Raw genomic sequence first — 22699 nt, forward strand, 5'->3', positions numbered from 1 at the left:
GATCACTTCACCTCCTCGTCCTGATACGAACCCACGGGTGTCGGCGCCGGCGAGCCATCCGGGACGAAGTCGTCCAGGATCTCGAACCACGTGTCCACAGCCGCGCCCAGACTGGCGTCCAGATCAGTGGTGACGTCACCCTCAGCCTCCGCTTGGGCGAGACCTGCGGCCACCCACGCGGCCGACGATTCGAGGAAAGCGACGATGCGGTCGAGATCCGCGCCCACATCGCTGCCGACCAGAGCCAACCGAGCCTCGCCTTCTGCTTTCTCGATAGCGGCCAGCACCTTCTCAACCGCGACGATGGAGTTCGCGTTCAACTGACGGGCGGCTTCGTTGATGCCCGCCAACTCAGGCAGGTTGCTCACCTTAACCAGCCCGAGCTCACCGCCGGCCTTGGTGGCCTCGATGACGGCGTCCACCGTCTCCAGGTAGCTGACTCCGTCTGGCACGTGCTCGCGTATTCGGGCGATGAGATCCTTCCAGTGAGTGATCTGTGGGCCGGCCGCGCGCGCGAGGGCGTTGGCGTGCAGATCAGCGCTCTTGCACCAGTGCGGCAGGACCAGGGTCTCCCCCGCCTTGACCTTCTTCCACGCGGCTCTCACCAGCGGAAGCAGCCGGTTCACGTCAAGCGCGTGCACTCCACCGGTCCCCTGTGCTGCAGATACACCTGCCAAGAGGCGGTCGACGACCACGACTCGAGAGTTCACGTAGTTCTGGTACGCGATCATCCACTCTGGACGACGCACGGCCGCGTCAGCCCGGTCCTGGCTGGTATCCGCCCAGAGGATCGCGTTGAGCAGGTCGACGTCCTTCGGCGCGTCTGGCACCCTGCCGCAACGCGCCGCACCGGCGAGTAACGACGCCGCAGCCTCGGTGAGCGAAGCATCGTCGATCTCCAGGACATTGACGACCCGCTCTCGAAGCTCGTCCACGGCCGGTGCCACCAGAGCGTCCAGTCGCGGCAGCGCTTCGCCGGCTCGCTCAGGCATCCCAGCATTCAGGAGCACCAGACCGCTGAACATCTGCCCCATCCGGGCACTGCGGGGGACGACTAGCACCGGGTTCGCGTTCTGGATGTTCTCGGTGGCGCCTTCGATCGAGATCCCTGCGGCGTTTGTGGGCACGGCCTTCTTTAGGGTCTCGGCGTTCGGATCCTTGATAACCGGGTCGAACCAGTCAAGCCGTGCGAGTAGAGCTTCGCGTACCGTGCTTCGCAACTCGCCTGCGATCGCCGGTGCCAAAGTGGCGCCGTCGGACCACTTGTCGATCGCGTCGAGTTTGGCGATCAGAGCTCTCGGCAGGGTCGTTGCCGGACCCGGCTGGTCAGGCGTATCCAGACCAGGGGCGGCTTCGTCGTCGAAGACCGACTCCGGAATCGGATCGTGTGAAAAGGCGGTCAGCACTCCAGGCAGAATCGGGCTGTGCCCCGTGTCGCCCCAGAACGTAAGCAACGTCTGCAGACGACCGGAGCCGGCCTCACCGTAGTGCTCTTCTATGCGGGCTCGGACTCCGAGCGACAAGGTCGGGAGGCCCGATTCGCCCGGACCGGACAGGAAGTCTGCCGGCGGGAACTGGCCCGAGGTGATCAAGGACTGGTCGTCGCCGAGGGTGTCTCGGACGGCCCTAGCGAGCAACCGCCGCGGATTGAACGTTCGAGTGTTCCCAGCGCGGTCCGCCAAGGTCTGGATCGCCCGCAGGATGGCCGGCCGGTTGTAAGGGTAAAGCCCGTACCCGTCGCTGGACTCTCCGAAGTTCTCGTGGCATGAGGGCCGGAAGTCGCAAGTGGCGCACGCATTGGGCACTCGGGGCGCCGCCTGCTCCAACTCCTGCTTGCCGACCCGCGCGGCGTTCAGATAGCGACCCACGAAGTCGATGAACAACCCGTCGTCGGCCGCCTTGCTCGCCAGGTCGACGTCGACGACGTAACGCGGCCCGGTCGCCTCGGCGCGGTAGCGGAAGGTCTCAGGCAAAGTCTCGTTGTAGTAACCCGAGGTGACCGCCATCATCGTGCGGATCGTCGCGTACTTCCGAACACCCTTGTCGACCCCGGGTTCGACGATCGCGTCAAGCAGGTCGCGCCGCACCCCCTGGATGAGCGCCACATCCTCGATAAGCAGGACGATCTCGTCCTCGACGAGGTTCGCGCGCATCTGCAGGAACGCCTGTGCCACGTCGCCGACGCTGAGGCCCACCGCGCGAGTCACGGCGACGTGTAGGAGATCGTTAATCATCGCGACCGCCTGAGCCTGCAGTTGCGGGCTGGTCGCCAGCCTGGTGAAGATCTTGCGCGTTGCCGCGGCGGCGTCCGCGATGTCGGCGAAGTCGACGATGTCCAGCGGCAGTTGATCGGCTGTGAACTCTAGAGGGATATCGGGCTCGTCGGCGTCCCGCCCTCGAAGTGCGTGCTGCGCCCGCCGCTGGACGAAAGACCCTTCCCGGCGAAGGTGATTGCGGAACAAGGGGTCGCGGAAGAACACGGCTAGTCCGTCGGGGCCAACCAGTGCCCTGGCAGGACCGGATGCTTCATGCTGCTCGAGGGCCTCGGCGAGCGAGTCGAGGATGCGGCCCTCCATGGTCTCCTGGGTGACGCCGCTGCCGAGCGAGTCCAGCTTGGTTCGGATTTCGTCGAACTTGGGCCCCTGCTGGCCGACCAGGAGCTGCTCGACGACGTTCTTCAGACTCGTGTCGGTCTTGCGTAGGTAGATGACGTGCCGCCCCGGCTTGTTGGGGTCGAGCTTGGCCTCGACCCATCGCACCAGATGCGACTTCCCGGTTCCGGACTCTCCGAGCACGGGGGCAACAAGGACGCCGTTCGTTGGCTCGCTGGTGAGGAATTCCTCCAGTACCTGCTGCTCGTCGACAATCTCCAATTCGGCGTGTCGGCCTTTGGCGCCGCGCCGACTGATGCGGAGAGGTGCATGCGTGGCGAGAAGAACCTCGGCGGACGGCGTGGCCGCCTCGGTCGGGATGGTCGCAGTGACATCCGCGCTGGTCCAGCATACGAAATTGGCCTGGGTGCTCATGGATCTACTTCCCGATCGTGACCGCGGAGACGTATCGCGTCTCGCCATGCTGGGCGTCCGGAAGCGCCATCACGCCGGACGGGTCGGACTGGTACTTCAAGGTGAGAACGTCCAGTTCCTCGGCAGCGGTCAGCGCGAGACCGATCGCGCGCAAGGCGTTGTCCTCGTCTTCATTCAAACCTTCCAACATCGCGCTGGGGTGCCCCGGGAGGACCGGCAACTCCCGCCGGAGGAAGTCGACCAGTCGGCCGATCGGCACCTGCTCACCGCGAGGCAGCCCCTCCCCGAAAGGATGCGCGATTGCGTCCACCACCGCCCGCGTGGGGTTCGGAACGATGCAATTGTTTGCATTGTTCTTGGCCATCACGCTGAGCGCCGCCTGACCGAAGCCGAGTGCATCGCACCAGGTTCGGAAGGTGTTCCATCGAGTTCCATTCACGAACACCGACGTCTTGGGCGCCACGTCTGCCTCGTAGTCGAGGGGCTTCGCGGGAGACTGTCGCATCAACCAAATCAGGCCTCTGCGGATATCGTCCGCGCCTTCGAAATCCGCGCTGAAGGACGCCGCCGGCTGCACGATTCTATGCCGCAGCAAACGCAGAAATGCCCTCGAGTCAGGAACTTTCGTCGCCTCCAGCACCCCCTCGTGCTGGCTGAGCACGCCAAGCTTTCGCAGCGCAGACAGCGCGCTCTTGAAGTGTGCACCTGCGCCTGGGGTCTTCGCACGGATAGCCGTAGGCACGACCAGATCGAACAAGTCCTCAGTCCTTGTGCCCGGGCGCTCCATCGCAGCGCGATACACAAGCCACATCGCCTGAGGAAGGGCTGGAGACGGATTAGGGTTCAGGTACTCCATTTAGATTCCCTTCAACAACGCGGTCGCCGATACGCAGGGCCCGTCCGCAACGTCTCGCAGTCGCATCCCAGGCTTATCCGGATTCATGGTCTCGCTCGGGCCGATCAGATACGTCGGCAGGCCGGACCTGACCCTCTCCCAAACGGCCGGTGGAACCTCCGGTTCAGTGAAAACCACCACCATCGGGCCGGCGTACTGATCAAGCAGTGAGGACGTCCCCTCGGGATCATCGTGGATGATCGGCATCTGACTGGCGTCGCGCTGCAACCTCTCTGCGACCTCACGAGTGACCCGCCAGACGCGGAGGTGACGCTCAGCCATCCGGGTGAACAAGGCGGTCAGGTTCTCCCCGGGCCTGTAGTGGACAAAAACGAAACTCGTGTCACCCCGCCACAATGCCAGACGGTCGCGCGACGGGTCCGGCGCAGGCAGCGGTGGGCTCGGCTCCAAGGGGTCGGTGCCCGGGCACTGGGACGGGTCCCGGCGACACGCGGGACAGCCACGGCATGCCGCGTTGGTCAACAACAGACCGTTATCCACGTGCACCTTGTAGTGCTGCGCGATCGTCCGTCCAACGCACGAACTCCCTTCGATCGCCCGCCGCAGCGAGGTCAGTGCGGCAGACTGCGCCGCACGCACAGCCGTCCGGACTTCGCCGGCGGCAGTCTTCCATGAGCCCTCTTCCAACAGTCGTCCGTCCCGGAGTTCGAACTCGATGAAGGATTCGGCCTGCCCATAGAACTCGTCGCGACGTGCTTCCTTCTCCTCGTCGGACAGGTCCGGGTCGAGGGCCAAGCGAGGAGCGCACAGATCGATCACACCTGCCTGAGCAAGAAGGGTAAGGGTACGGACGTTCCACAGGGCGGATCGCTTGTAGCCGACGTCCAGATAGGGCGGCAGGGTGTCCTTGCGGATCCGGTAGCGAAATTGACCCACCACTTCAGCACTCTGCCGCATCGACTCCCAGCGTTTCCAACCCAACTCGTCGCCAATCATCGTGACGTTGTTCAGCGACACGGCCAGTTCGAGGTCGTCCGGCGCCTGCGCGAGATAGGTGACCGACGGCCGGCCGTCGCGACCGGCCCGGCCGACCTCCTGGTAGTAGCGGTCGATCGTCTCGGGCAGGCAGGCGTGCAGCACGGTGCGGACGTTCGGCATGTCCAACCCCAGCCCGAAGGCCGAGGTGCCGACGATGACGTCTAGTGACGTCGCAATCGCTGCGCCGTCCGGTGCTTCGCCACGCCAGCGCTGCATGACGGTACGGCGCACGTCGTCGGACACCTTGCCCGTGATCGCATCTACACGATTCAAGCCGGCCTGACGCAGCCGTACGGCCCAATGCTCGGCGTCCTCGACCCTGGTTGTGTAGAGAATGAGTGGACGAGGCAAGCGCTTGACGGCTTCGAGCACAGCCTTGTTTCGATCGTCTTCGGTCTCGTGCCGACTGAAGAAGTAAGCCGGTTCGGTGCGGATCTCCGACCCCCAAACCATGTCGACCGCGCGCTGCCCCACCTGAAAGAGTCGGGTGAGCACGTCGACGGCCCGTTGCGCCAAGGTGGCGCTAAGCAAGAGCACCGCGGGCTTCCGATCCTCGGGAGCTTGGGCGTAGGCGTCGCGGATCAGGCCCGGCATCGTCTGGAACTCCGGCCGGAAGTCGGTACCCCATTGGTCGACAAGGTGTGCTTCGTCGATGACGATCTGCTGCAGATGGCCGTCGCGGGCGGCCCTCGATACCGCGTGGGAGAGCCCGGAGACGAACGCCTCCGGCGAGGTATAGATAATGCGTTGAGACCCCGCGCGCACTGCGGCACGCAACTCCTTCTTGATCTCCGGATCCATCGCTCCGATGTAGGCGAAGCGGTTGACTGGACTCAGTGACCGCTTTAGTTCCTTCTCCGCCTCGAGGGTGCGTCGCTCCATGTCGAGCGCTAGGACGACCGTCGGAACGATCACCACGGTGACGCCTGTGTTCGACAACAGGGTCTTGGTCCATGCCACTGCTGTCTTGCCCCGGCCCGTCGGGAGAGCGATGACGACCGATCCGCCGTCGTTCATGACGGCCGCGCGCGCGGCCTGTCGCTGGGGCTCGCCCCGGTAGGCGCCAAATCCCTGATGCGCGGCCATCCAGAATGGATCCGCGGGCAACGAGTTCTGCCACACGCGGTCCTGATCGCGGTAGACCTCCCGCACCTGCTCCCGAGCGAGGTCGTCACCGATGCCGTCATTGGTTGGCGAACTCGGCGGGGCCCAATCTTCAGCGGTGATCCGGAGTCGGCCGTCCTGGGTCGGCACGGCTGCGCAGGACACGTCGCGCCACTGGCCGGCGCTCGGCCAGGGGTCAATGGTCGGCACCGTCAGCGAGGGCGCGCCTCCATAGGTGACTCCGCAGGTGAGCAGCACCTGGCGAACCAGGCCGGCGACGTCGAGCCATCCCGAGGCACCGCGGCTCAGACCCGGCAAGGCGTCCAAAGCGCGACGGCAAGAGTCGCTCAGGTGGCTAGTGTCATCGACACGCAGCGCGTTCGGCCACTCGTTGGTTGCCGCCTGCAGCGTGGCCAGGTCGTGACTAGACATAGTCGGCAAAAGACTGGGCAGACAGGACGACGACGCTTACGCCGGATACGCGGACGACGGGAGAGGTGACCCCGGTCTCGATTGCGCGACTGAGTTCGATCTCGGCTTCGAGGGCGCCCGGGTCCGCAACCAAACCGGAAGCCTTCGCTCGCGCAGCGCTGCGTGCGATCAACATTTCCGTCTCCAGATTCACTCGTCGAGCAGCACGCTTGGACGCCTCTACCACGTCGGAGACCTCGTCAACCCGGGCCCGTGCCGCAGCGAAACACGCCTCTGCCACGCTCGCGAGGTGCTCCTCGCCCCCCACCAGGGTGTGTAGTGCCGGGATCCGGTCGAAGTTGAGGTTCACGTCGCGGTTCTTCAGCAGGGGCTCCCCGAGGTACGCGATGAGGCGGTCGTCCGTCACCGGTTCCTTCGTGGTGATTGGCACCCAGATTCGCTGGTGCAACGGTGGGAAGGCCGCGTCTGCCCTCCTCCGGGCGATCGGGAGTGCCTGCGCGTCGCCGAAGAGCACAGAGAGGATCGGCTGGACGTCCGCCTCCACAAGGAAGTCGAAGCCGAAGAACGCGAGCGGGTCGTGCGGCCATGCCTTATCGAGCCGCCACAACGCAACCGCTTGCCCGCGGTCGTCGAGGCTGAGTAGTTGCTCTAACCCATCCACGAAGGGGTTCCCACGACGGAACAGGGCTCTGCCAGGGGTCACCCGCCAGCGGTCGAAGTACCCGGTACGAGCATCCTCCACGTTCACCAATCGAGCGAGCATCCTCTCGCTAAGCAGGGGCTTGTCCTCGGGACTGCGGCCGAAGTAGACGCTGCCGTCTTTGTTTGTCTTGCTGACGAACCGGAAGCCTTCACCACCCTCGATCAGAGCCCGGAACGCCTTCTCGATCCCGGCAACGTCCGCCTCGTACTCGGCGATCGCCTTGGCTAGGGCCTGCCCGTTCTCATCGCCGCCGTAGCTCGACTCGAGTGCGTCGAGTTCATTGATCCGTCGCTTCTCCTTGGCAAGTTCGGTCGTGATGGACTCGCGCATGCCGGTCAATGCCTCGACGCCGTCCCTGAGCACCCCAGCCCACGCCTGATCGGTGAGGTCGTCGACCACCTCTTGGAGAGCCGAAATCGAGGTGTCGAAGATGCCGAACCCCCGAACCAATGCGCCAAGCCAGGCCGAGGTGATGCCCTCGCGGTCGTCGTCGGCGATCACATACTGCTGGGCAGTGCTCTCGTAGCCGTAGCGGTCGATACGCCCGATTCGCTGCTCGAGCGCATTTGGGTTCGCCGGCAGTCGGACATGGAAGGCCAGATCGGCCTGCTGGAAGTTCCGACCAACGTCGCCAGTGTCGTCCGCCACCAGGATACCGCCCCCTGCAAGCCATGCGGCGACGGCTTGTTCGCGATCCTCCTCCGTCTGGCTGGCCACGTGTGCGTGCGTGGACTCAACCCGGTCATTGGTGGCGAACGCTGCTGCGAGATCAGTGGCCAATGATCCGCGTCCGCAGAATACGACGGCCGTGCTCTTCGGAGGCGTGCGCTTCGCGATCATGCCAGCAATGGAGCGGACGGCTCCCCCTCCGATCGCGATGCGCGCCTTGGCCAGAACCTCAGCTTCGAACTCAAGGACTGGTGCCGCGTCGAGCGCTTCCTTCTCCGAGGAAAGCAGGGCGGCCGAGGACGCGTCACCGCCGAGACGGTGCTCAAGGACCGCGCAGACGTCGTCGATTGAGCCGCCGAGGCGGGAGAACAGGACAGCGAGTGCGGGCCCATACGTCCCTGGGTCAATGCCCTCGTCGAGCACGGCGTCCGCGCATCCCGCAGCCCAGGCCGCAACGGCGGCAGCTCCCGCCTGTATCTCAGTCTCGTCCGACCGGGCGACCTTCGGGCGGGATCGACCAGTGAACTCGAAGGGGGTCAACAAACCCTCATCGTCCAGACGCTGCTTCTCGATTACATGACGTCGATTACGGATCACGCGCTGATGCAGTCGGTAGGTCTCTGAGACATGCGCGCGCATCGCGGCGACGGCGAGGCGCAACTCCTCCCCGTCTACATCCTCCGGCGGGGTGCCCTCTGGGCCGTAAAGGGCCATGGCGCGCTCAATCGCTGCCCCCAGCACGTCGTCGTCCGGCAGGTTCTCTCGCAGTTGGTCGAATTGAAGCTGCAAGAGTTCTGGGTTGTCGACGTCGGGCTCCTCGTCGAGTCCGAAAACGGCCAGAGCTAGAGCGTGCCGGCTCTCTAGTAACCGTGCGAAGGAGGAGAGGTCCTCCCAGCGGAACAGAGCCGGATCGAGGAGATGTAACAACGCCATGTGGGTGGTCGCGCCCCTTGAGAACGGGGTGGCTGACAACATCAGGACTCGAGGTGCCGCGTGCGCGAGCGCCGTGAGTTCCCGGTAGGGCGACTCGTCGGGTCCCGACGTACGGGCCAGCAGGTGTGCCTCGTCGACGACAAGCAAGTCGAGTTCACCGAATTGATCCCAGTCGGCCAACTGACTATGGGCGATAATACGGACCGGGTCTTCGCCCTCCTTGGCCGGGAAGTCGCTGAGGTGGAACTTGTCGCGCAGTTCGGCCCGCCACTGTCCCACTAGCGCGTCCGGAGCCAAAACCCCCACCCGGCGCCCTGGTGCGTCCAGCAGGATCTGGCGCATGACCAGGCCGGCTTGAATGGTCTTGCCCATCCCCACCTCGTCAGCCAGGAGGTAGCGCTGGACGGGGTCGCGGATGATTCGCAGGGCCGCGTTGATTTGGTGAGCGTGCATTCGGACACCGGAGGACATGATCCCGGTGGCTGAACTGGTAGCCGCTCGCTCGGCGATCAGCAGGCGCCGGACAGGCTCGCGGACGTCGCGGTAGCGAGGGGTTTCATTAGCGCCGGACAGGAGCACCTGCATGGGGTCCCTCGGCGGTTTCTCCCAGCGAACCCGAAGGTCACGCTCGTCGATGTCGACGTCCATGCGCACGTTCGGCACCCGGACGAAGTATCTCTCCGGGCCGCCCCCGACCACACGACCGGCCCTCCAGCGTTCCTTGCCGTCACGGAAGAACACACGCGTTTGCTCACCGAGAGTCTCTCGCCGAACGCTCGTCGCGGGAAGCCAGACTGATTTTGCGACCGGTTCGGCCGCGGACTCGAAGAAGTCAACCCGCACCCTGTCACCGTCCGTTTCACCAACACGCCCAACGCCCGGCGAGCCCCGGAATACGACGGCATTTCCCACGCCAAGTGGCACGGCGGGGCCTCCCCTCACAAGCACCTATCCTTCGAATGAACCTATCGGGGACGCCCAAGCTTTGAGTGAAAATGGGTTAAAGAGGGGTAATTGCATGGGTTTTCGACCGCGCATGGCGATGGGCCCGGAGCGAAGATCGCTCCGGGCCCACCCTTTGACTGGCTAACTCAGCTGCAGCCGCTGGTGCTGCCGCAGCCTTCGCAGACGTAGCAGGAGCCGGCGGGGCGCATCTTCGTGCCGCAGGTCATGCAGATCGGGGCGTCGGCGGCCTTGCCCTGGAACTTCTCCAGGAGCTCGGCGGACGAGTGGACCTCGACCGAGACCTCGCGGGCCGAGGCAGCGCCGGCGCCACTCTTCACCGCGTCGGCAGCTAGGGGCTTGCCCTCGACCTTGGCCTCGTGCTTCGGCTCGGCCTTGGTGACCGGCGTCGACTGCGACAGGGTCTCGAGCTCGGCCTCCGACTCGTCCTCGTCGTCCGCGGCGGCCTCGAGCTCGTACGAGCCGGTCTCGAGCTGGTGCGCGCGCTCCTCAGCCGTGTGGATCCCCATGAACGAGCGGGTCTCGAAGTCGAGGTAGTCCAGCGCCAGCCGGCGGAACACGTAGTCCATGAGCGACTGCGCCATCCGCACGTCCGGGTCGTCGGTCATGCCGGCTGGCTCGAACCGCAGGTTGGTGAACTTCTCGACGAAGGTCTCCAGCGGCACGCCGTACTGCAGGCCCACCGACACCGCGATCGAGAAGGCGTCCATCACGCCGGCCAGGGTCGAGCCCTGCTTGCCGAACTTGAGGAACAGCTCACCGAGCTCGCCGTTCTCGTACGTCCCGGCGGTGAGGTAGCCCTCGGCCCCGCCGACCGCGAACGAGGTGGTCTGCGACTGACGACGCTTGGGCAGCCGGCGCCGGACGGGCCGGTACTCGACGACCTTCTCCACGACCGGGGCAGCGGCCTCGGCGGCCTTGTCAGCGGCCTTGTCCTTGGCGGCCGAGCCACCGTCGGACAGCGGCTGGCCGACCTTGCAGTTGTCGCGGTAGACCGCGATCGCCTTGAGTCCGAGCTTCCAGCCCTGCAGGTGCACGTCCTCGATCTGCTCGACCGTGGCGTCCTCGGGCAGGTTGACCGTCTTGCTGATCGCGCCGGACAGGAACGGCTGGACGGCCGCCATCATCCGGACGTGGCCCATCGGGCTGATCGCGCGGGCGCCCATCGCGGTGTCGAACACCTCGTAGTGCTCCGGCTTGAGGCCGGGGGCATCGATGACGTGGCCCTTGTCGGCGATGTACTCGACGATCGCCTCGATGGTCTCCTGCGTGTACCCGAGCTTCTTCAGCGCGCGCGGGATGGTGAGGTTGACGATCTGCATCGACCCGCCGCCGACGAGCTTCTTGAACTTCACCAGCGAGAAGTCGGGCTCGATGCCGGTGGTGTCGCAGTCCATCATGAAGCCGATGGTCCCGGTCGGGGCCAGCACCGACGCCTGGGCGTTGCGGTAGCCGTTCTTCTCCCCGAGCTTGACGACGTCGTCCCACGCCTTGGTGGCGGCCTGGTGGATGCCCTTGTCCATCACGTCGAGCGTGCGGATCGCGTCGTTGGCGGCCTGGTGCTTGCGCATCACGCGCTTGTGGGCGTCCGCGTTCCGGGCGTACCCGGCATACGGGCCGACAACGGCGGCGATCTCGGCGGAGCGCTTGTACGCGGCACCGGTGAGCAGCGAGGTGATGGTCGCGGCGAGCGCACGGCCACCGTCGGAGTCGTACCCGTGGCCGGTCGCCATGAGCAGCGCGCCGAGGTTGGCGTAGCCGATGCCGAGCTGGCGGTAGTCGACCGTGGTCTTGCCGATCGCCTCGGTCGGGAAGTCGGCGAAGCAGATCGAGATGTCCATCGCGGTGATGACGAGCTCGGCGACCTTCTGGAAGGTCACGGCGTCGAACGTGTCGTCGTCCTTGAGGAACTTCAGCAGGTTGAGCGACGCCAGGTTGCACGAGCTGTTGTCGAGCGACATGTACTCCGAGCACGGGTTGGACGCGGTGATGCGGCCGGTCTCGGGGTTGGTGTGCCAGTCGTTGATGGTGTCGTCGTACTGCAGGCCCGGGTCGGCGCACTCCCACGCGGCCTCGGCGATCTTGGTGAACAGCTCGCGGGCGTCGACCTCCTCGATGACCTCACCGGTCTGGCGGGCGCGCAGCCCGAAGGTCGTGCCCTCCTCGACCGCACGCATGAACTCGTCGCTGACGCGGACCGAGTTGTTGGCGTTCTGGTACTGGACGGAGGTGATGTCCTTGCCGCCGAGGTCCATGTCGAAGCCGGCGTCGCGCAGCGCGCGGATCTTGTCCTCCTCGCGCGCCTTGGTCTCGACGAACTCCATGATGTCGGGGTGGTCGACGTCGAGCACGACCATCTTGGCCGCGCGACGGGTCGCGCCACCGGACTTGATCGTGCCCGCGGACGCGTCGGCGCCACGCATGAAGGAGACCGGGCCGCTGGCCGTGCCACCGGAGGAGAGCAGCTCCTTGGAGGAGCGGATGCGGGAGAGGTTGAGGCCGGCACCGGAGCCGCCCTGGAAGATCTTCCCCTCCTCCTTGTACCAGTTGAGGATCGAGTCCATCGAGTCGTCGACGGCGAGGATGAAGCAGGCGCTGACCTGCTGGGGGCTCTTGGTGCCGACGTTGAACCAGACCGGGGAGTTGAAGCTGAACACCTGGTGCAGCAGGGCGTAGGTCAGCTCGTGCTCGAAGAGCTCCGCGTCGTCCGCGGTCGAGAAGTAGCCGTGGTCCTTGCCGGCCTTGACGTACGTCAGCACGACGCGGTCGATGAGCTGCTTGAGGCTCTGCTCACGCTGCGGGGTGCCGACGGCGCCGCGGAAGTACTTGGTGGTGACGATGGTGGAGGCGTTGACCGACCAGAAGTCGGGGAACTCGACACCGCGCTGCTCGAAGATGACCTCGCCGGTCTTCCAGTTCTGCTGGACGACGTCGCGCTTCTCCCAGGTGACCTCGTCGTACGGGTGCACCCCGGGGGTGGTGTAGATCCGCTCGACCTTCACTCCCTTGGAGGAGTTCTTGCGCGCACCTGCACGTGCGCCTGCCGTTTCGGTCATGGTGTGGGCCTCCCTGGTCCCCTGGTGGTGCATTGGTTGCAATGGTTTCAACGAGCACCGACAGTCGGTGCGGGCGATGGTCAGGCAGGTATGCCGCGGGGCTAGCCGGGCGGCATACCTGCCTTGCTCTGGTGGCTCGGAGCGCCCTGGGGCTCCTCGCCGGTCGCGTCGCGCTCGGCGCGAAGCAGGGTGATGGCGGCCTCGAAGTCCTCGAGGGTGTCGAAGGCCTGGTAGACGCTGGCGAAGCGCAGGTAGGCGACCTCGTCGAGCTCGCGCAGCGGCCCGAGGATCGCCAGGCCCACCTCGTGGGCCTCGACCTCGGCCTGCCCCTGCTGGCGGATGCACTCCTCGACGCGCTGGGCGAGGAGGGCCAGGTCGTCCTCGGTGACCGGGCGGCCCTGGCAGGCCTTGCGGACGCCGGCGAGGACCTTGGCGCGGCTGAACGGCTCGCTCACCCCGGAGCGCTTGGTCACCGTGAGGCTCGCGGTCTCGATCGTCGTGAAGCGGCGGCCGCACTCCGGGCACTGGCGGCGGCGGCGGATCGAGCTGCCGTCGTCGGTGGTGCGCGAGTCCATCACGCGGGAGTCGGTGTGCCGGCAGAACGGGCAGTGCATGGTGGCCGGGCTCCTCCCCCTGTGGTGACCGTCCCGGGGCTGTCTCGGCCGGTCGTGCGGGCCGGCGCCTGGGGACGGACGTGTGGACTACCTGTTGAGAGTCTGTGGGTAACTGGCCCTGGCCTGTGCACTACATGTGGACGAACTACAGCCGTGTAACCACTAGATGTAGGGATAGTCTGCATCGCTGGCGGCGACGATGCAAGTCGTTCGGGAAATCTCCGCCGTTCTGCTGAGGCAGTCTGCATCGCCGCAGGTCAGGGCCCTGCGCAGGCCGGTCGCGACACGCCCGAAGTGGTGTCCGTGTGACTGGTGTGACGTCAGAGGCACCCCCACATGTGGGACCGGCCGGGTGGCCGCTCCCCCACATCTGGTGCCCGCCCGGCATACGACACGCGCCGTCGCCCCCACCCTCCGCCCGGAGGTCTGCGCACAGACGCGCGTGGTGGTGCGCAGGGAGCCGATCCCTGCGCAGGAGGACGCAGGTGGGTGAGCAGACGGGCGTGTCGTCGGCGAGCGGTGGTTGGCTGGCGCCGGGCGTCGTGACCTACCGGGACGGCATACCGGTCGGCTGGTGCAACCTCGGCCCCCGCTCGGAGATCACCCGGCTCGTGCGGTCGACCGTCATCCGCGCGCTCGACGACCGGCCGGTGTGGAGCATCGTCTGCGTGGTGGTGCGGTCGGGTCACCGCAGGCAGGGGGTCACCACGCACCTGCTCGAGGAAGCCGTGGCGTATGCCGCGAGCCGGGGCGCGCCCGCCGTGGAGGCCCACCCGGTGGACACCGAGGGCGGGCGGATGGACCAGACGATGGCGTTCGTGGGGACGCGGGCGATGTTCGAGCGGGTGGGGTTCGAGGTCGTGGGGACGACCGACGCGGTCGCGGGTGGACTGCCGCGGCTGGTGATGCGCCGCGAGCTCGCCTGACCAAGACAGGTCGACCCGGCTCGCTCCCACGCGGAGGTCTGCGCACAGACGGCCGTGTCACTGCGCAGGGAGCGGATCCCTGCGCAGTGACACGCCGGTGTGTGCACAGACGGACGCGCCCCGGGCCGTTCTGGGGACGAACGCCTGGGCCTGCCAGCCGCCTCGGCCATACTGCGGCCATGCACCTGGGGGACGGCGCCCGGACCGCGGCGCTCACGCTCGCCGTGGCCACGGGTCTGGGCATCGGCACGACCGCGCTCGCGCCCAGCCCCGCGCTGGCCGGCGGCGGCCTCGGGGAGTCGGGCACGACCCGGTACGTCGTGTCCGACGACGGGTCGCCGGTGAAGGTCACGCAGACAGTCACCGTCACCAACGAGCAGCCGTCGACCGCGACCCGCTACTTCTACTGGACCGGGTACGGGGTGTGGCTGCCGACCGACGTGCGGTCGCTGGCGGCGGTGTCCGGGGGGTCCTCGATCCCGGTCAAGGTCGTGCGGCAGAAGGGCCAGTCCTACGCCGACCTCACCTTCCCGAGCCAGCTGCGCTACGGCCAGACCCGCACCGTCACGCTGACCTACACGATCCCGGGGTCGCCCATCCGCTCCTCCCGTCCGGGCCGGGTCGGCAAGGGGTATGCCGCGTTCGACGTCTTCTCCCCCGGCGACGCCGGGCGCGCCACCATCGAGGTCGTCTCGCCCCGCTGGATGACCCTCGACCTCGGGGTCGACCACACCGAGGCGGTCACCGGCGACACCCGCGTCGCGACGATCCGCGGCGGCGGCCCCGAGGGCCTGTCGACCCTGCTCTCGCTGCGCGACCCGTCCCAGTCCGTCACGCGCAAGGTGACGGTCGGGCCGTACGCGTTCTCGCTCCAGGCGTTCCCCGGTGACACCCGGTGGGCGTCCTACGTCGCCGGTCGCCTGCCCGCCTCCGTGACGACGCTCGAGCGGCTCACCGGCCAGCCGTGGCCGAACCGCTCGACCACGGTCACCGAGGACTTCAGCGGCCAGGTCTACGGCTGGGACGGCTCCTACGAGCGCGGCACCATCGACGTCTCCGAGGCCCTCGACCCCGCCCTGCTCGCGCACGAACTGGCCCACGCGTGGGCGAGCTACGACAACCTCGACGACCGGTGGCTCACCGAGGGCCTGGCGCAGGAGCTCGCCACCGAGACCACCGCCGCCACCGGCCAGAAGGACACCTCGCACCCGGCGGTCTCGCCCACCCAGCAGGGAGCGCTCCCCCTGGCCGAGTGGCAGGGGTCGTCCCGCGCGGGCAGCGCCGAGGAGTACGCCTACCCCGCCTCGTGGCGGGTGGTCCACGACCTCGTCGCGGGGAGCCGGGCCGTGCCGCACGCCGAGCTGGTCAAGGCCCTCACCACGAAGAAGACCGTCTACGACGCCCCCGGCGAGCGCACCATCACCACCCACGCGACCACCTGGCGCCAGGCGTACGACCTCTTCGAGGTGCTCGGCGGCAACACCAGTACGCGCACCCTGATGACCCGCTGGGTGCTCGGCCCGAAGGAGGCGGCGCTGCTGCCGGCGCGTGCCTCCGCCCGCACCGCGTATGCCGCGCAGGACGCCGCCGACGGCGCGTGGTCCCTCCCGCGCGGGGTGCGCACGGCGATGGCGGACTGGGACTTCGCCCGGGCCGGGCGCGAGCTGGCGCTGACCCGGGCCCTGGGGCGCCAAGCCGGCGCGGCCCAGACTGCGGCGACGGCGAGCGGCCTGGACGTGGCGCCGCTGCGGGCTGCGTACCAGTCCGCCGACGGGTCCGGCGAGTACCGCGAGGTGGGGGGACGGCTCACGGCGTTCGTGCGCGAGGCTGCGGCGTACCGGTCGACGCGGGCGGCCGTCGAGGGGGCAGGCCCCGTCGCCCGGCTCGGTGGGCTCGTGCTCCGGCCGGACGCCGACCTCGAGCGGGCTCGCACCGCCATCGCCAAGGGTGACACTGCCGAGGCGGACGCGGAGCTCGCCGACGCGCGCACCGCTGCCGGCCGGGCGACGCCTGTGGGCGCGGGCCTGCTGCTCGGCGGGGTGCTGGTCCTGGTCGGGCTGATGCTCGCCCTGCGCCGGGTGGGCCGGCGCCGCCGGCTTCGCTCAGCCGGCGAGGGTGAGGGCGCCGCCGGCACCGTGGTCGGCGAGGCCGGCGCGCAGGACCGCCTCGTCCAGGGCTGCCATGGCGACACGGTCGAGCCCGGGCAGGTCGGCGACGGCCCGGCGCCCCTCGCGCACGCAGTCCTCGAGCGTGGTGATCCCGGCGGCCTGCAGGGCCCTGCGGGCGGGACCGGCGAGCCGGGGCAGGGCGGTCACGACCGCACCACCCGGTAGTCGACGAAGGTCGCCAGCCGGGTCTGCGTCACGCCGAGGTGCTCGAGCTCGAGGTCCTGGTCGAACCCCTCGAACAGCCGCTTGCCGCCCCCGAGCACGACCGGCGCGAGGATGAGCGACAGCTCGTCGACCAGCCCGGCGGCGAGCGCCTGCCGGATGACGTCGGCCCCGCCCATGACGTGGACGTTCCTGTCGCCGGCGGCCTCCCGGGCCGCCTCGACGGCCTCGGTCACACCAGTGACGAACCGGAAGTCGTCGCCCTCCGGCTGCTCCTGCGGGCGGTGCGTCACGATGAAGAACGGGACGCCCCACGGGTTGCTGCCACCCCAGTGACCGGACGCCTCGTAGGTGCCCCTGCCTGCCACGACGGCCCCGAGGTCGCCGAGCCCGCGGGCCATCCAGCCGCCGTCGTCGGCCCTCGTCTCGCCCTCCGGCATCGCGTCGTAGGTCCACGGCCCGCCGAACACCCAGTGGTGCAGCCGCTCACCGCCCTCGCCCAGCCCCCGGTCGGGACCGTCGTGGGGGCCGGCGACGTACCCGTCGACCGAGGTGGTGATCCCTGCCCTGACCGTGCCCATGTTGCGCTCCTTCGTCGCTCGCCTGTCACGGGGACTGACAGGCGCGACGGCCGGAACTCATCGGTCGGCCTGTGCGGTCGGGCGGTCCGGTCGGGCGGCCGGTCGCTCGCGCCGGTCAGCTCAGGCGTCGGCCTCGCACCACTGCTTGAGCCCGGCCGCCTCCATCGCGAGGTAGCGGTCGGTGAGCCCGCCGTACACCCACTGCACCACCGGCCCGAGCGGACCCGCCTGGTCGATGGCCAGCCGCACCCGGGTCCCGCCGCCCGGCAGCTCCTCCACCGTGTGCGTCGCCGTGGTCCGCACCCCCGGCGAGGTGCTCACCCAGGTGAAGTGCCCGACCGGCTCGAGGTCGGTGACCGTCCAGTCGACGGTGGGCATCTTCGGCTGGCTGATCTTGGCCTGCGAACCGGTGCGCAGCGGACCCTCGTCCAGCCGTCGCACCCAGCGCACGGAGGCCGTCCAGTCGGGCCAGTGCTCGACGTCGCTGACCACCTCCCACACCCGGCTCGGCGGGGCCGCGACGTCGATGGTGGTGCTCTGCTCCATCACCCCATGGTCGCGCACCGGCGCCCCAGTTCCTACAGGATGGGCCCATGGTGACGGCCCTGGACCCCTCCCGGGTCCTCGCGCTGCGCCTGGCCACCCAGCGCCTGTCGTCCGCTCTCCTGCCGACCGCGGCCGACGTCGTCGGCCTGCTCACCTGCGTCCAGAGCCAGGAGCGCGACCACGCCTTCTACTCCCTGGCCATGCGCTCGCGCCGGTCGACGTATGCCGAGGTTCGACGCGAGCACGACGCCGGCGCCTTCCTGCGCACCCACATCCTGCGGCCCACCTGGCACTTCGTCCGCCCCGAGGACCTGCGCTGGATCCTCGAGCTCACCTCGGCGCGCGTGCTGGCGGGCATGGCGGCGCGGCACCGCCAGCTCGGCCTCGACGAGCCGGGGCTGCTCGACCGCGAGGTCGAGCGGGTCGCGGAGCTGTTGCGGGACAGGACCTTTCGCACCCGGACCGACCTCGGCGCCGAGCTCGCGCGGCGGGGTTCGCCGATCAGCCCGGGAGAGCAGCTCGGCCACCTGCTGCTCGTCGCCGAGCTGCGCGGCGTCATCTGCTCCGGGCCGATGGAGGGCGTGCACCACACCTACGCCCTCGTCGACGAGGTCGTCGCCCCCACCCCGGCCCGCGAGCGCGATGAGGCGCTGGTCGAGCTCGTGCGGCGCTTCTTCACCGGGCACGGCCCCGCCACGGTGAAGGACTTCACCCGCTGGTCCTCGCTCACCGTCTCCGACACCAGGGCGGCGCTCGCCGAGCTCGGCGACGACCTCGAGCAGGTCGAGGTCGACGGCCAGCCGCACTGGTACGACCCCGAGGCGGTGCCGCGGCGCAGCCCGGCCGCGCCGACGGCATACCTCTTCCCCACCTACGACGAGGTCGTGCTGACCTACCCGACGGTGACCTTCCCCGCCCCGGCCGACCACCCCTACGCCGAGCGCCCCGACCCGTTCTGGGCGATGGTCGTCGCCGACGGCGAGAACGTCGGCCTGTGGAAGCGCACCGTCTCCCCCACCGCGGTCGAGGTCGACGTCCGGCTCGCCCCGAGCCTGCCGCGGACCCGCCGGACCTCCGTGCGCGTCGCCTCGCAGCGGCTCGCGGCGTTCCTGGAGCGGGACCTGGCGTACACCGAGGGCGAGGGCCGGCCGCCCCTGTGGCGCGGCTGACCCGGATACCGAGGTCTGTGCGCAGACCCGCGTGTGCGTGCGCAGGGAGCGGATCCGCGCGAGTGGGACGCGGATGTGTGCGCAGACGAGCGTGTGGGCGAACTGCGAGGGGCCGAGCGGGCGGCGGGCGGGCTCAGCGGCGGACGACCTCGCGCAGGGTCCCGTCGACCCGCCGGGTCCAGCCCCGCCCGTCGAGGTGCTCGAGCAGCGGGATGACCACCCGGCGGGTGGTGCCGAGGGCGCGGCGCGCGTCGCTCGCGGTGAACGGCTGCGGCAGCGCCGCCAGCCGCCGCATCGCCTGCGCCGGCCCGGAGGGCAGGAGCACCACGTCGTCGGGCAGCCGCAGCACGCGTCCCAGCCGCTGGGCAGCCGCCAGCTGCCGCGGACCCAGGCCGGCGGCCTCGAGCTCGGGGCGCTCCGGCGCGGCGAACGGCTCGCGTGCCAGCCGCTCCTCGATCGCCCGCAACCCTGCCTCCGCCTCGCCCAGCGAACCCTCCACCCCGGGCAGCCACACCCGGCCGGCACGGACCTCCAGCCCCGCCTCCCGTGCGGCGGCGGGCACCAGGGCGAGGTCGGGTATGCCGGCCTGCGCGCGGGCCGCCTCGACCGGCAGCGAGGGGTCGAGCGGCTCCGCGGTCGCGCGGGCGCGCACGGCCCGGGCCAGCGCTTCGCCCCAGCCCTCGAGGGCGGCGCGGTCGACCAGCCACTCCCCCTCGGCGACGACGTCGGCGTGGGCCGCCGACGGGTCGAGCCCGAGCGCGGAGGCGTGGGACCGGCGCATCGCGCCTCGGCGGGCGACCTCGGCGGGCAGGTCCGGCGTCCCCGTCAGCTCGGCGATGCTGTCGCCGCGCCGTCGCCCGTCGCCGCGGCGGGACAGGGCGGGCGGGTCGGCGTCGACCACGAGGGCGCCGACGAGCAGCCGGTGGCCGCCGGGCTCGCGCAGGATCGCGCGGTCCCCGGCGACGAGCGGCAGCGGGCGCGGCAGGGTGAGGCGGGCGGCATACCCGGCGAGCGGACGGACGTGCGCCTCGACGGCGACGGTGCCCAGGTGCAGGGTGACGGTGCCCGGAAGGGCCGCCGGGTCGGCGTCCGTCCGGACGTCGACGGTGGTGGTGCTCCGCCAGGCTCCGGGCGTCAGCAGCGGCGTGCCGCGGGGCACCTCGTCGGGGCCGACGTCGCGCAGGTTGACCGCCACGCGGGCCACGGCGGCGACAGCGTCGTGCGCGCGCTCGAGCGACTGCAGCCCGCGCACGCGCAGGCGCCGGTCGCCGACCTGGACCTCGTCGCCGACGCGCAGCGTGCCCTGCTCGAGCGTACCGGTGACGACCGTCCCGGCGCCCCTGATGGTGAAGGCGCGGTCCACCCAGAGCCGCACGCGCGCGGTCGGGTCGGGGGCGGGCAGGCGTGCGGCGAGGGCGTCGAGCTCCCGGCGCAGGGTGTCGAGGCCGTCGCCGGTCCGCGCCGACACGGCGACGGCGGGGCACCGGCCAAGGCTCGTCGCCGCGATCCGGTCGCCCGCCTCGGCGAGCGCGGCAGCGGGGTCGGCGAGGTCGCTGCGGGTCACGACGAGCAGGCCGTGGGCGAGGCCGAGGGCGTCGACCGCGGCGAGGTGCTCGGCGGACTGGGTGCGCCAGCCCTCGTCCGCGGCGACGACGAAGACGACGGCGGGCGCCGGCCCCAGACCGGCGAGCATGTTGCCGATGAACCGCTCGTGGCCGGGCACGTCGACGAACGCGACCTCGCGCCCCGACGGCAGCGTCGTCCACGCGTACCCGAGGTCGATGGTCAGGCCGCGGCGGTGCTCCTCGGCCCAGCGGTCCGGCTCGATGCCGGTGAGCGCGCGGACGAGGGTCGACTTGCCGTGGTCGACGTGCCCGGCGGTCGCGAGGACGTGCACCGTGCTGTTCCTCCTCGCACCTCACCGGGACGGCTGTGGCGGAGGTGGACGGGAATCGAACCCGCCAGACCGAGATGCTCGGTCTCACCGGTTTTGAAGACCGGGGGGACCACCAGGAACCCTGACACCTCCGCGGCCCACCGTAGTCGGCGTTCCCCGGCGCCGCCGGGCAGCCCCGGTCCGGGCTGCGCCGGTCCGGGCTGCTCCGGTCCGGGCTGCCCGGTTGACGGGGCCGACCTAGAGTCGAGGCCATGACGACGGCTTCGGCGCTGCGCCTCACCCAGTTCGCCCACGGCGGCGGCTGTGCCTGCAAGATCCCCCCGGGCGAGCTCGAGGAGATGGTTCGCGACCTCGTCGGCGAGGGGTCGGCGGACCTGCTCGTCGGCCTCGACGCCGGCGACGACGCCGCCGCGGTGCGGATCGAGGGAGACCTCGCGGTCCTCGCGACCGCCGACTTCTTCACCCCGGTCGTCGACGACGCCTACGACTGGGGCCGCATCGCAGCCGCGAACGCCCTCTCCGACATCTACGCCATGGGCGGCCGGCCCGTCGTCGCCGTCAACCTGCTCGGCTGGCCGCGTGACACCCTGCCGGTGGAGCTGGCCCGCGAGGTGCTGCGCGGCGGGCTCGACGTCGGCCGCGAGGCCGGCTGCCCCGTGGCGGGCGGCCACAGCATCGACGACCCGGAGCCGAAGTACGGCATGGCCGTCACCGGGGTGGCCGACGCCCGGCGCCTGCTGCGCAACGACGCCGCTCGCGCCGGTCAGCCGATCTCGCTGACCAAGCCGCTCGGCGTCGGGGTGCTCAACAACCGGCACAAGGCCACCGGCGAGGTGTTCGAGCACGCGGTCGCCTCGATGGCGGCGCTCAACGCCGCGGCGTCCCGCGCCGCGCTGGACGCAGGGGTCGAGGCGGCCACCGACGTCACCGGGTTCGGGCTGCTCGGCCACCTCTACAAGATGGCTCGAGCGTCCGGCGTCACGGCGGTGGTCGACGCCGCCGCCGTCCCCTACCTCGAGGGCGTGCGCGAGTCGCTGGCTGCCGGGTTCGTGCCCGGTGGCAGCCGCCGCAACCTCGACTGGGTCCGCCCGCACCTGACCGCCTCGGTGGACGACGACGAGCTCGTCCTGCTCGCCGATGCCCAGACCAGCGGCGGCCTGCTGCTCGCCGGCGAGGTGCCGGGTGCGCCGGTCATCGGTGAGCTCGTCCCCCGCGGCGACGCCGTCCTGGTCGTCCGGTGACCGTCGAGGAGCGCCTGTCCTCGCTCGGCGCCCCACGCCGCGCCCTGTCAGTGGTTCCCGACTCGGCGGTTCCCGACTCGGTGGTTCCCGACTTGGTGGCCTCCGACCGCGGCACCGCGGACCTCACCGACGGAACGGGCGTCGAGGCCCTCCTGGCGCGGGCTCGGGCCGGGCTGCACCGGCTGACGGCGGACGCGGCATACGAGGCGGTGCGGGCCGGGGCCCTGCTCGTGGACACGCGCACGCCCACCCAGCGCGAGCGCCAGGGCGACCTGCCCGGCGCCCTCGTCATCGACCGGACCGTGCTGGAGTGGCGGCTCGACCCGACCAGCCCGTGGCGCATCCCCGAGGCGGTCGACGTCGACCGGCTGGTCGTCGTGGTCTGCCGGCAGGGGTACAGCTCGAGCCTGGCCGCCTTCTCGCTGCGCCAGCTCGGGCTGGACGCGACCGACGTCGTCGGCGGCGTCGAGGCGTGGCTGGCCGCGGGTCTGCCGACGCACGAGGGGCCGGCCGACGTCCGCGAGTGAGCTTGCGCGACCGGGCTGGACCGCGCCGACCGATCGGGTTCGCGCGAATGAGTGGGGTCGCTCGAGCGAGCGGCGCCGCGACGGGCCG

General features: G+C 69.7%; 14 protein-coding genes and 1 tRNA gene. 5 read left to right on the top strand and 10 right to left on the bottom strand.

The window, feature by feature from the left end; genetic code table 11:
* Nucleotides 1-2 precede the first annotated feature (2 nt).
* The 6 genes from dpdH to nrdR form a co-directional block, all read right to left on the bottom strand.
* Entirely contained in the window at nucleotides 3-3026 is a 3024-nt protein-coding gene (gene dpdH / locus ACYVDO_RS14410; protein WP_460937071.1) for a protein DpdH, read from the bottom strand.
* A gap of 4 nt (nucleotides 3027-3030) precedes the next feature.
* Nucleotides 3031-3882 carry a hypothetical protein gene (locus ACYVDO_RS14415; protein ID WP_460937073.1) on the bottom strand — a complete coding sequence of 284 codons (852 nt, stop codon included), beginning with the start codon at nucleotides 3880-3882 and terminating at the stop codon, nucleotides 3031-3033.
* A complete protein-coding gene (gene dpdF, locus ACYVDO_RS14420; RefSeq protein ID WP_460937075.1) occupies nucleotides 3883-6456 on the bottom strand; it encodes a protein DpdF in 2574 nt (857 codons plus the stop codon).
* Nucleotides 6449-9709 (bottom strand): protein DpdE, encoded by a 3261-nt coding sequence (gene dpdE, locus ACYVDO_RS14425; RefSeq protein WP_460937077.1) that lies wholly within the window; start codon nucleotides 9707-9709, stop codon nucleotides 6449-6451. The genes dpdF and dpdE overlap by 8 nt, the downstream gene beginning before the upstream one ends.
* A gap of 143 nt (nucleotides 9710-9852) precedes the next feature.
* Nucleotides 9853-12780, bottom strand: coding sequence for a vitamin B12-dependent ribonucleotide reductase (locus tag ACYVDO_RS14430; RefSeq protein ID WP_460937079.1), 2928 nt, complete (start codon nucleotides 12778-12780; stop codon nucleotides 9853-9855).
* Nucleotides 12781-12881: 101 nt separating this feature from the next.
* Nucleotides 12882-13394, bottom strand: coding sequence for a transcriptional regulator NrdR (nrdR, locus tag ACYVDO_RS14435; protein ID WP_460937081.1), 513 nt, complete (start codon nucleotides 13392-13394; stop codon nucleotides 12882-12884).
* A 485-nt stretch (nucleotides 13395-13879) separates the two neighbouring features.
* On the opposite strand from nrdR, the gene ACYVDO_RS14440 reads away from it, so the two are divergent.
* Both ACYVDO_RS14440 and ACYVDO_RS14445 read left to right on the top strand, forming a co-directional pair.
* A complete protein-coding gene (locus tag ACYVDO_RS14440) occupies nucleotides 13880-14320 on the top strand; it encodes a GNAT family N-acetyltransferase (RefSeq protein ID WP_460937083.1) in 441 nt (146 codons plus the stop codon).
* Between the two features lie 179 nt (nucleotides 14321-14499).
* Complete coding sequence (locus ACYVDO_RS14445) at nucleotides 14500-16653, top strand: hypothetical protein (RefSeq protein WP_460937085.1); 2154 nt, start codon at nucleotides 14500-14502, stop codon at nucleotides 16651-16653.
* Here ACYVDO_RS14445 and ACYVDO_RS14450 read toward each other — a convergent pair.
* Together ACYVDO_RS14450 and ACYVDO_RS14455 are read right to left on the bottom strand one after the other, a co-directional pair.
* Nucleotides 16632-17231 carry a dihydrofolate reductase family protein gene (locus ACYVDO_RS14450; protein WP_460937087.1) on the bottom strand — a complete coding sequence of 200 codons (600 nt, stop codon included), beginning with the start codon at nucleotides 17229-17231 and terminating at the stop codon, nucleotides 16632-16634. The genes ACYVDO_RS14445 and ACYVDO_RS14450 overlap by 22 nt on opposite strands.
* Nucleotides 17232-17351: 120 nt before the next feature.
* The gene (locus ACYVDO_RS14455) at nucleotides 17352-17777 is read right to left on the bottom strand and encodes an SRPBCC family protein (RefSeq protein WP_460937089.1); all 426 of its coding nucleotides are present in this window, start codon (nucleotides 17775-17777) and stop codon (nucleotides 17352-17354) included.
* Nucleotides 17778-17824: 47 nt separating this feature from the next.
* Between ACYVDO_RS14455 and ACYVDO_RS14460 the strand changes: the two genes are divergently transcribed.
* A complete protein-coding gene (locus ACYVDO_RS14460; protein ID WP_460937091.1) occupies nucleotides 17825-18946 on the top strand; it encodes a winged helix DNA-binding domain-containing protein in 1122 nt (373 codons plus the stop codon).
* A gap of 133 nt (nucleotides 18947-19079) precedes the next feature.
* Here the strand turns inward: ACYVDO_RS14460 and selB are convergent, their stop codons facing one another.
* Nucleotides 19080-20843: a selenocysteine-specific translation elongation factor gene (gene selB / locus ACYVDO_RS14465; RefSeq protein ID WP_460937093.1), complete on the bottom strand. Its 1764-nt coding sequence runs from the start codon at nucleotides 20841-20843 to the stop codon at nucleotides 19080-19082.
* Between the two features lie 36 nt (nucleotides 20844-20879).
* Nucleotides 20880-20975, bottom strand: a tRNA-Sec gene (locus ACYVDO_RS14470).
* Between the two features lie 119 nt (nucleotides 20976-21094).
* Here ACYVDO_RS14470 and selD point away from each other — a divergent pair.
* A complete protein-coding gene (gene selD, locus ACYVDO_RS14475) occupies nucleotides 21095-22084 on the top strand; it encodes a selenide, water dikinase SelD (RefSeq protein WP_460937095.1) in 990 nt (329 codons plus the stop codon).
* On the top strand, nucleotides 22081-22611 hold the full coding sequence (locus ACYVDO_RS14480; RefSeq protein WP_460937097.1) for a rhodanese-like domain-containing protein: 531 nt from the start codon (nucleotides 22081-22083) through the stop codon (nucleotides 22609-22611). The genes selD and ACYVDO_RS14480 overlap by 4 nt, the downstream gene beginning before the upstream one ends.
* Nucleotides 22612-22699: the final 88 nt, after the last annotated feature.

The organism is Phycicoccus ginsengisoli, from assembly GCF_054779295.1.

What these genes read in the sequence shown, in the direction of transcription:
- dpdH (WP_460937071.1), bottom strand. Translation starts at nt 3,026, where the DNA reads ATGAGCACCCAGGCCAATTTCGTATGCTGGACCAGCGCGGATGTCACT.
- ACYVDO_RS14415 (WP_460937073.1), bottom strand. Translation starts at nt 3,882, where the DNA reads ATGGAGTACCTGAACCCTAATCCGTCTCCAGCCCTTCCTCAGGCGATG.
- dpdF (WP_460937075.1), bottom strand. Translation starts at nt 6,456, where the DNA reads ATGTCTAGTCACGACCTGGCCACGCTGCAGGCGGCAACCAACGAGTGG.
- ACYVDO_RS14430 (WP_460937079.1), bottom strand. Translation starts at nt 12,780, where the DNA reads ATGACCGAAACGGCAGGCGCACGTGCAGGTGCGCGCAAGAACTCCTCC.
- nrdR (WP_460937081.1), bottom strand. Translation starts at nt 13,394, where the DNA reads ATGCACTGCCCGTTCTGCCGGCACACCGACTCCCGCGTGATGGACTCG.
- ACYVDO_RS14445 (WP_460937085.1), top strand. Translation starts at nt 14,500, where the DNA reads ATGCACCTGGGGGACGGCGCCCGGACCGCGGCGCTCACGCTCGCCGTG.
- ACYVDO_RS14450 (WP_460937087.1), bottom strand. Translation starts at nt 17,231, where the DNA reads ATGGGCACGGTCAGGGCAGGGATCACCACCTCGGTCGACGGGTACGTC.
- ACYVDO_RS14455 (WP_460937089.1), bottom strand. Translation starts at nt 17,777, where the DNA reads ATGGAGCAGAGCACCACCATCGACGTCGCGGCCCCGCCGAGCCGGGTG.
- ACYVDO_RS14460 (WP_460937091.1), top strand. Translation starts at nt 17,825, where the DNA reads ATGGTGACGGCCCTGGACCCCTCCCGGGTCCTCGCGCTGCGCCTGGCC.
- selD (WP_460937095.1), top strand. Translation starts at nt 21,095, where the DNA reads ATGACGACGGCTTCGGCGCTGCGCCTCACCCAGTTCGCCCACGGCGGC.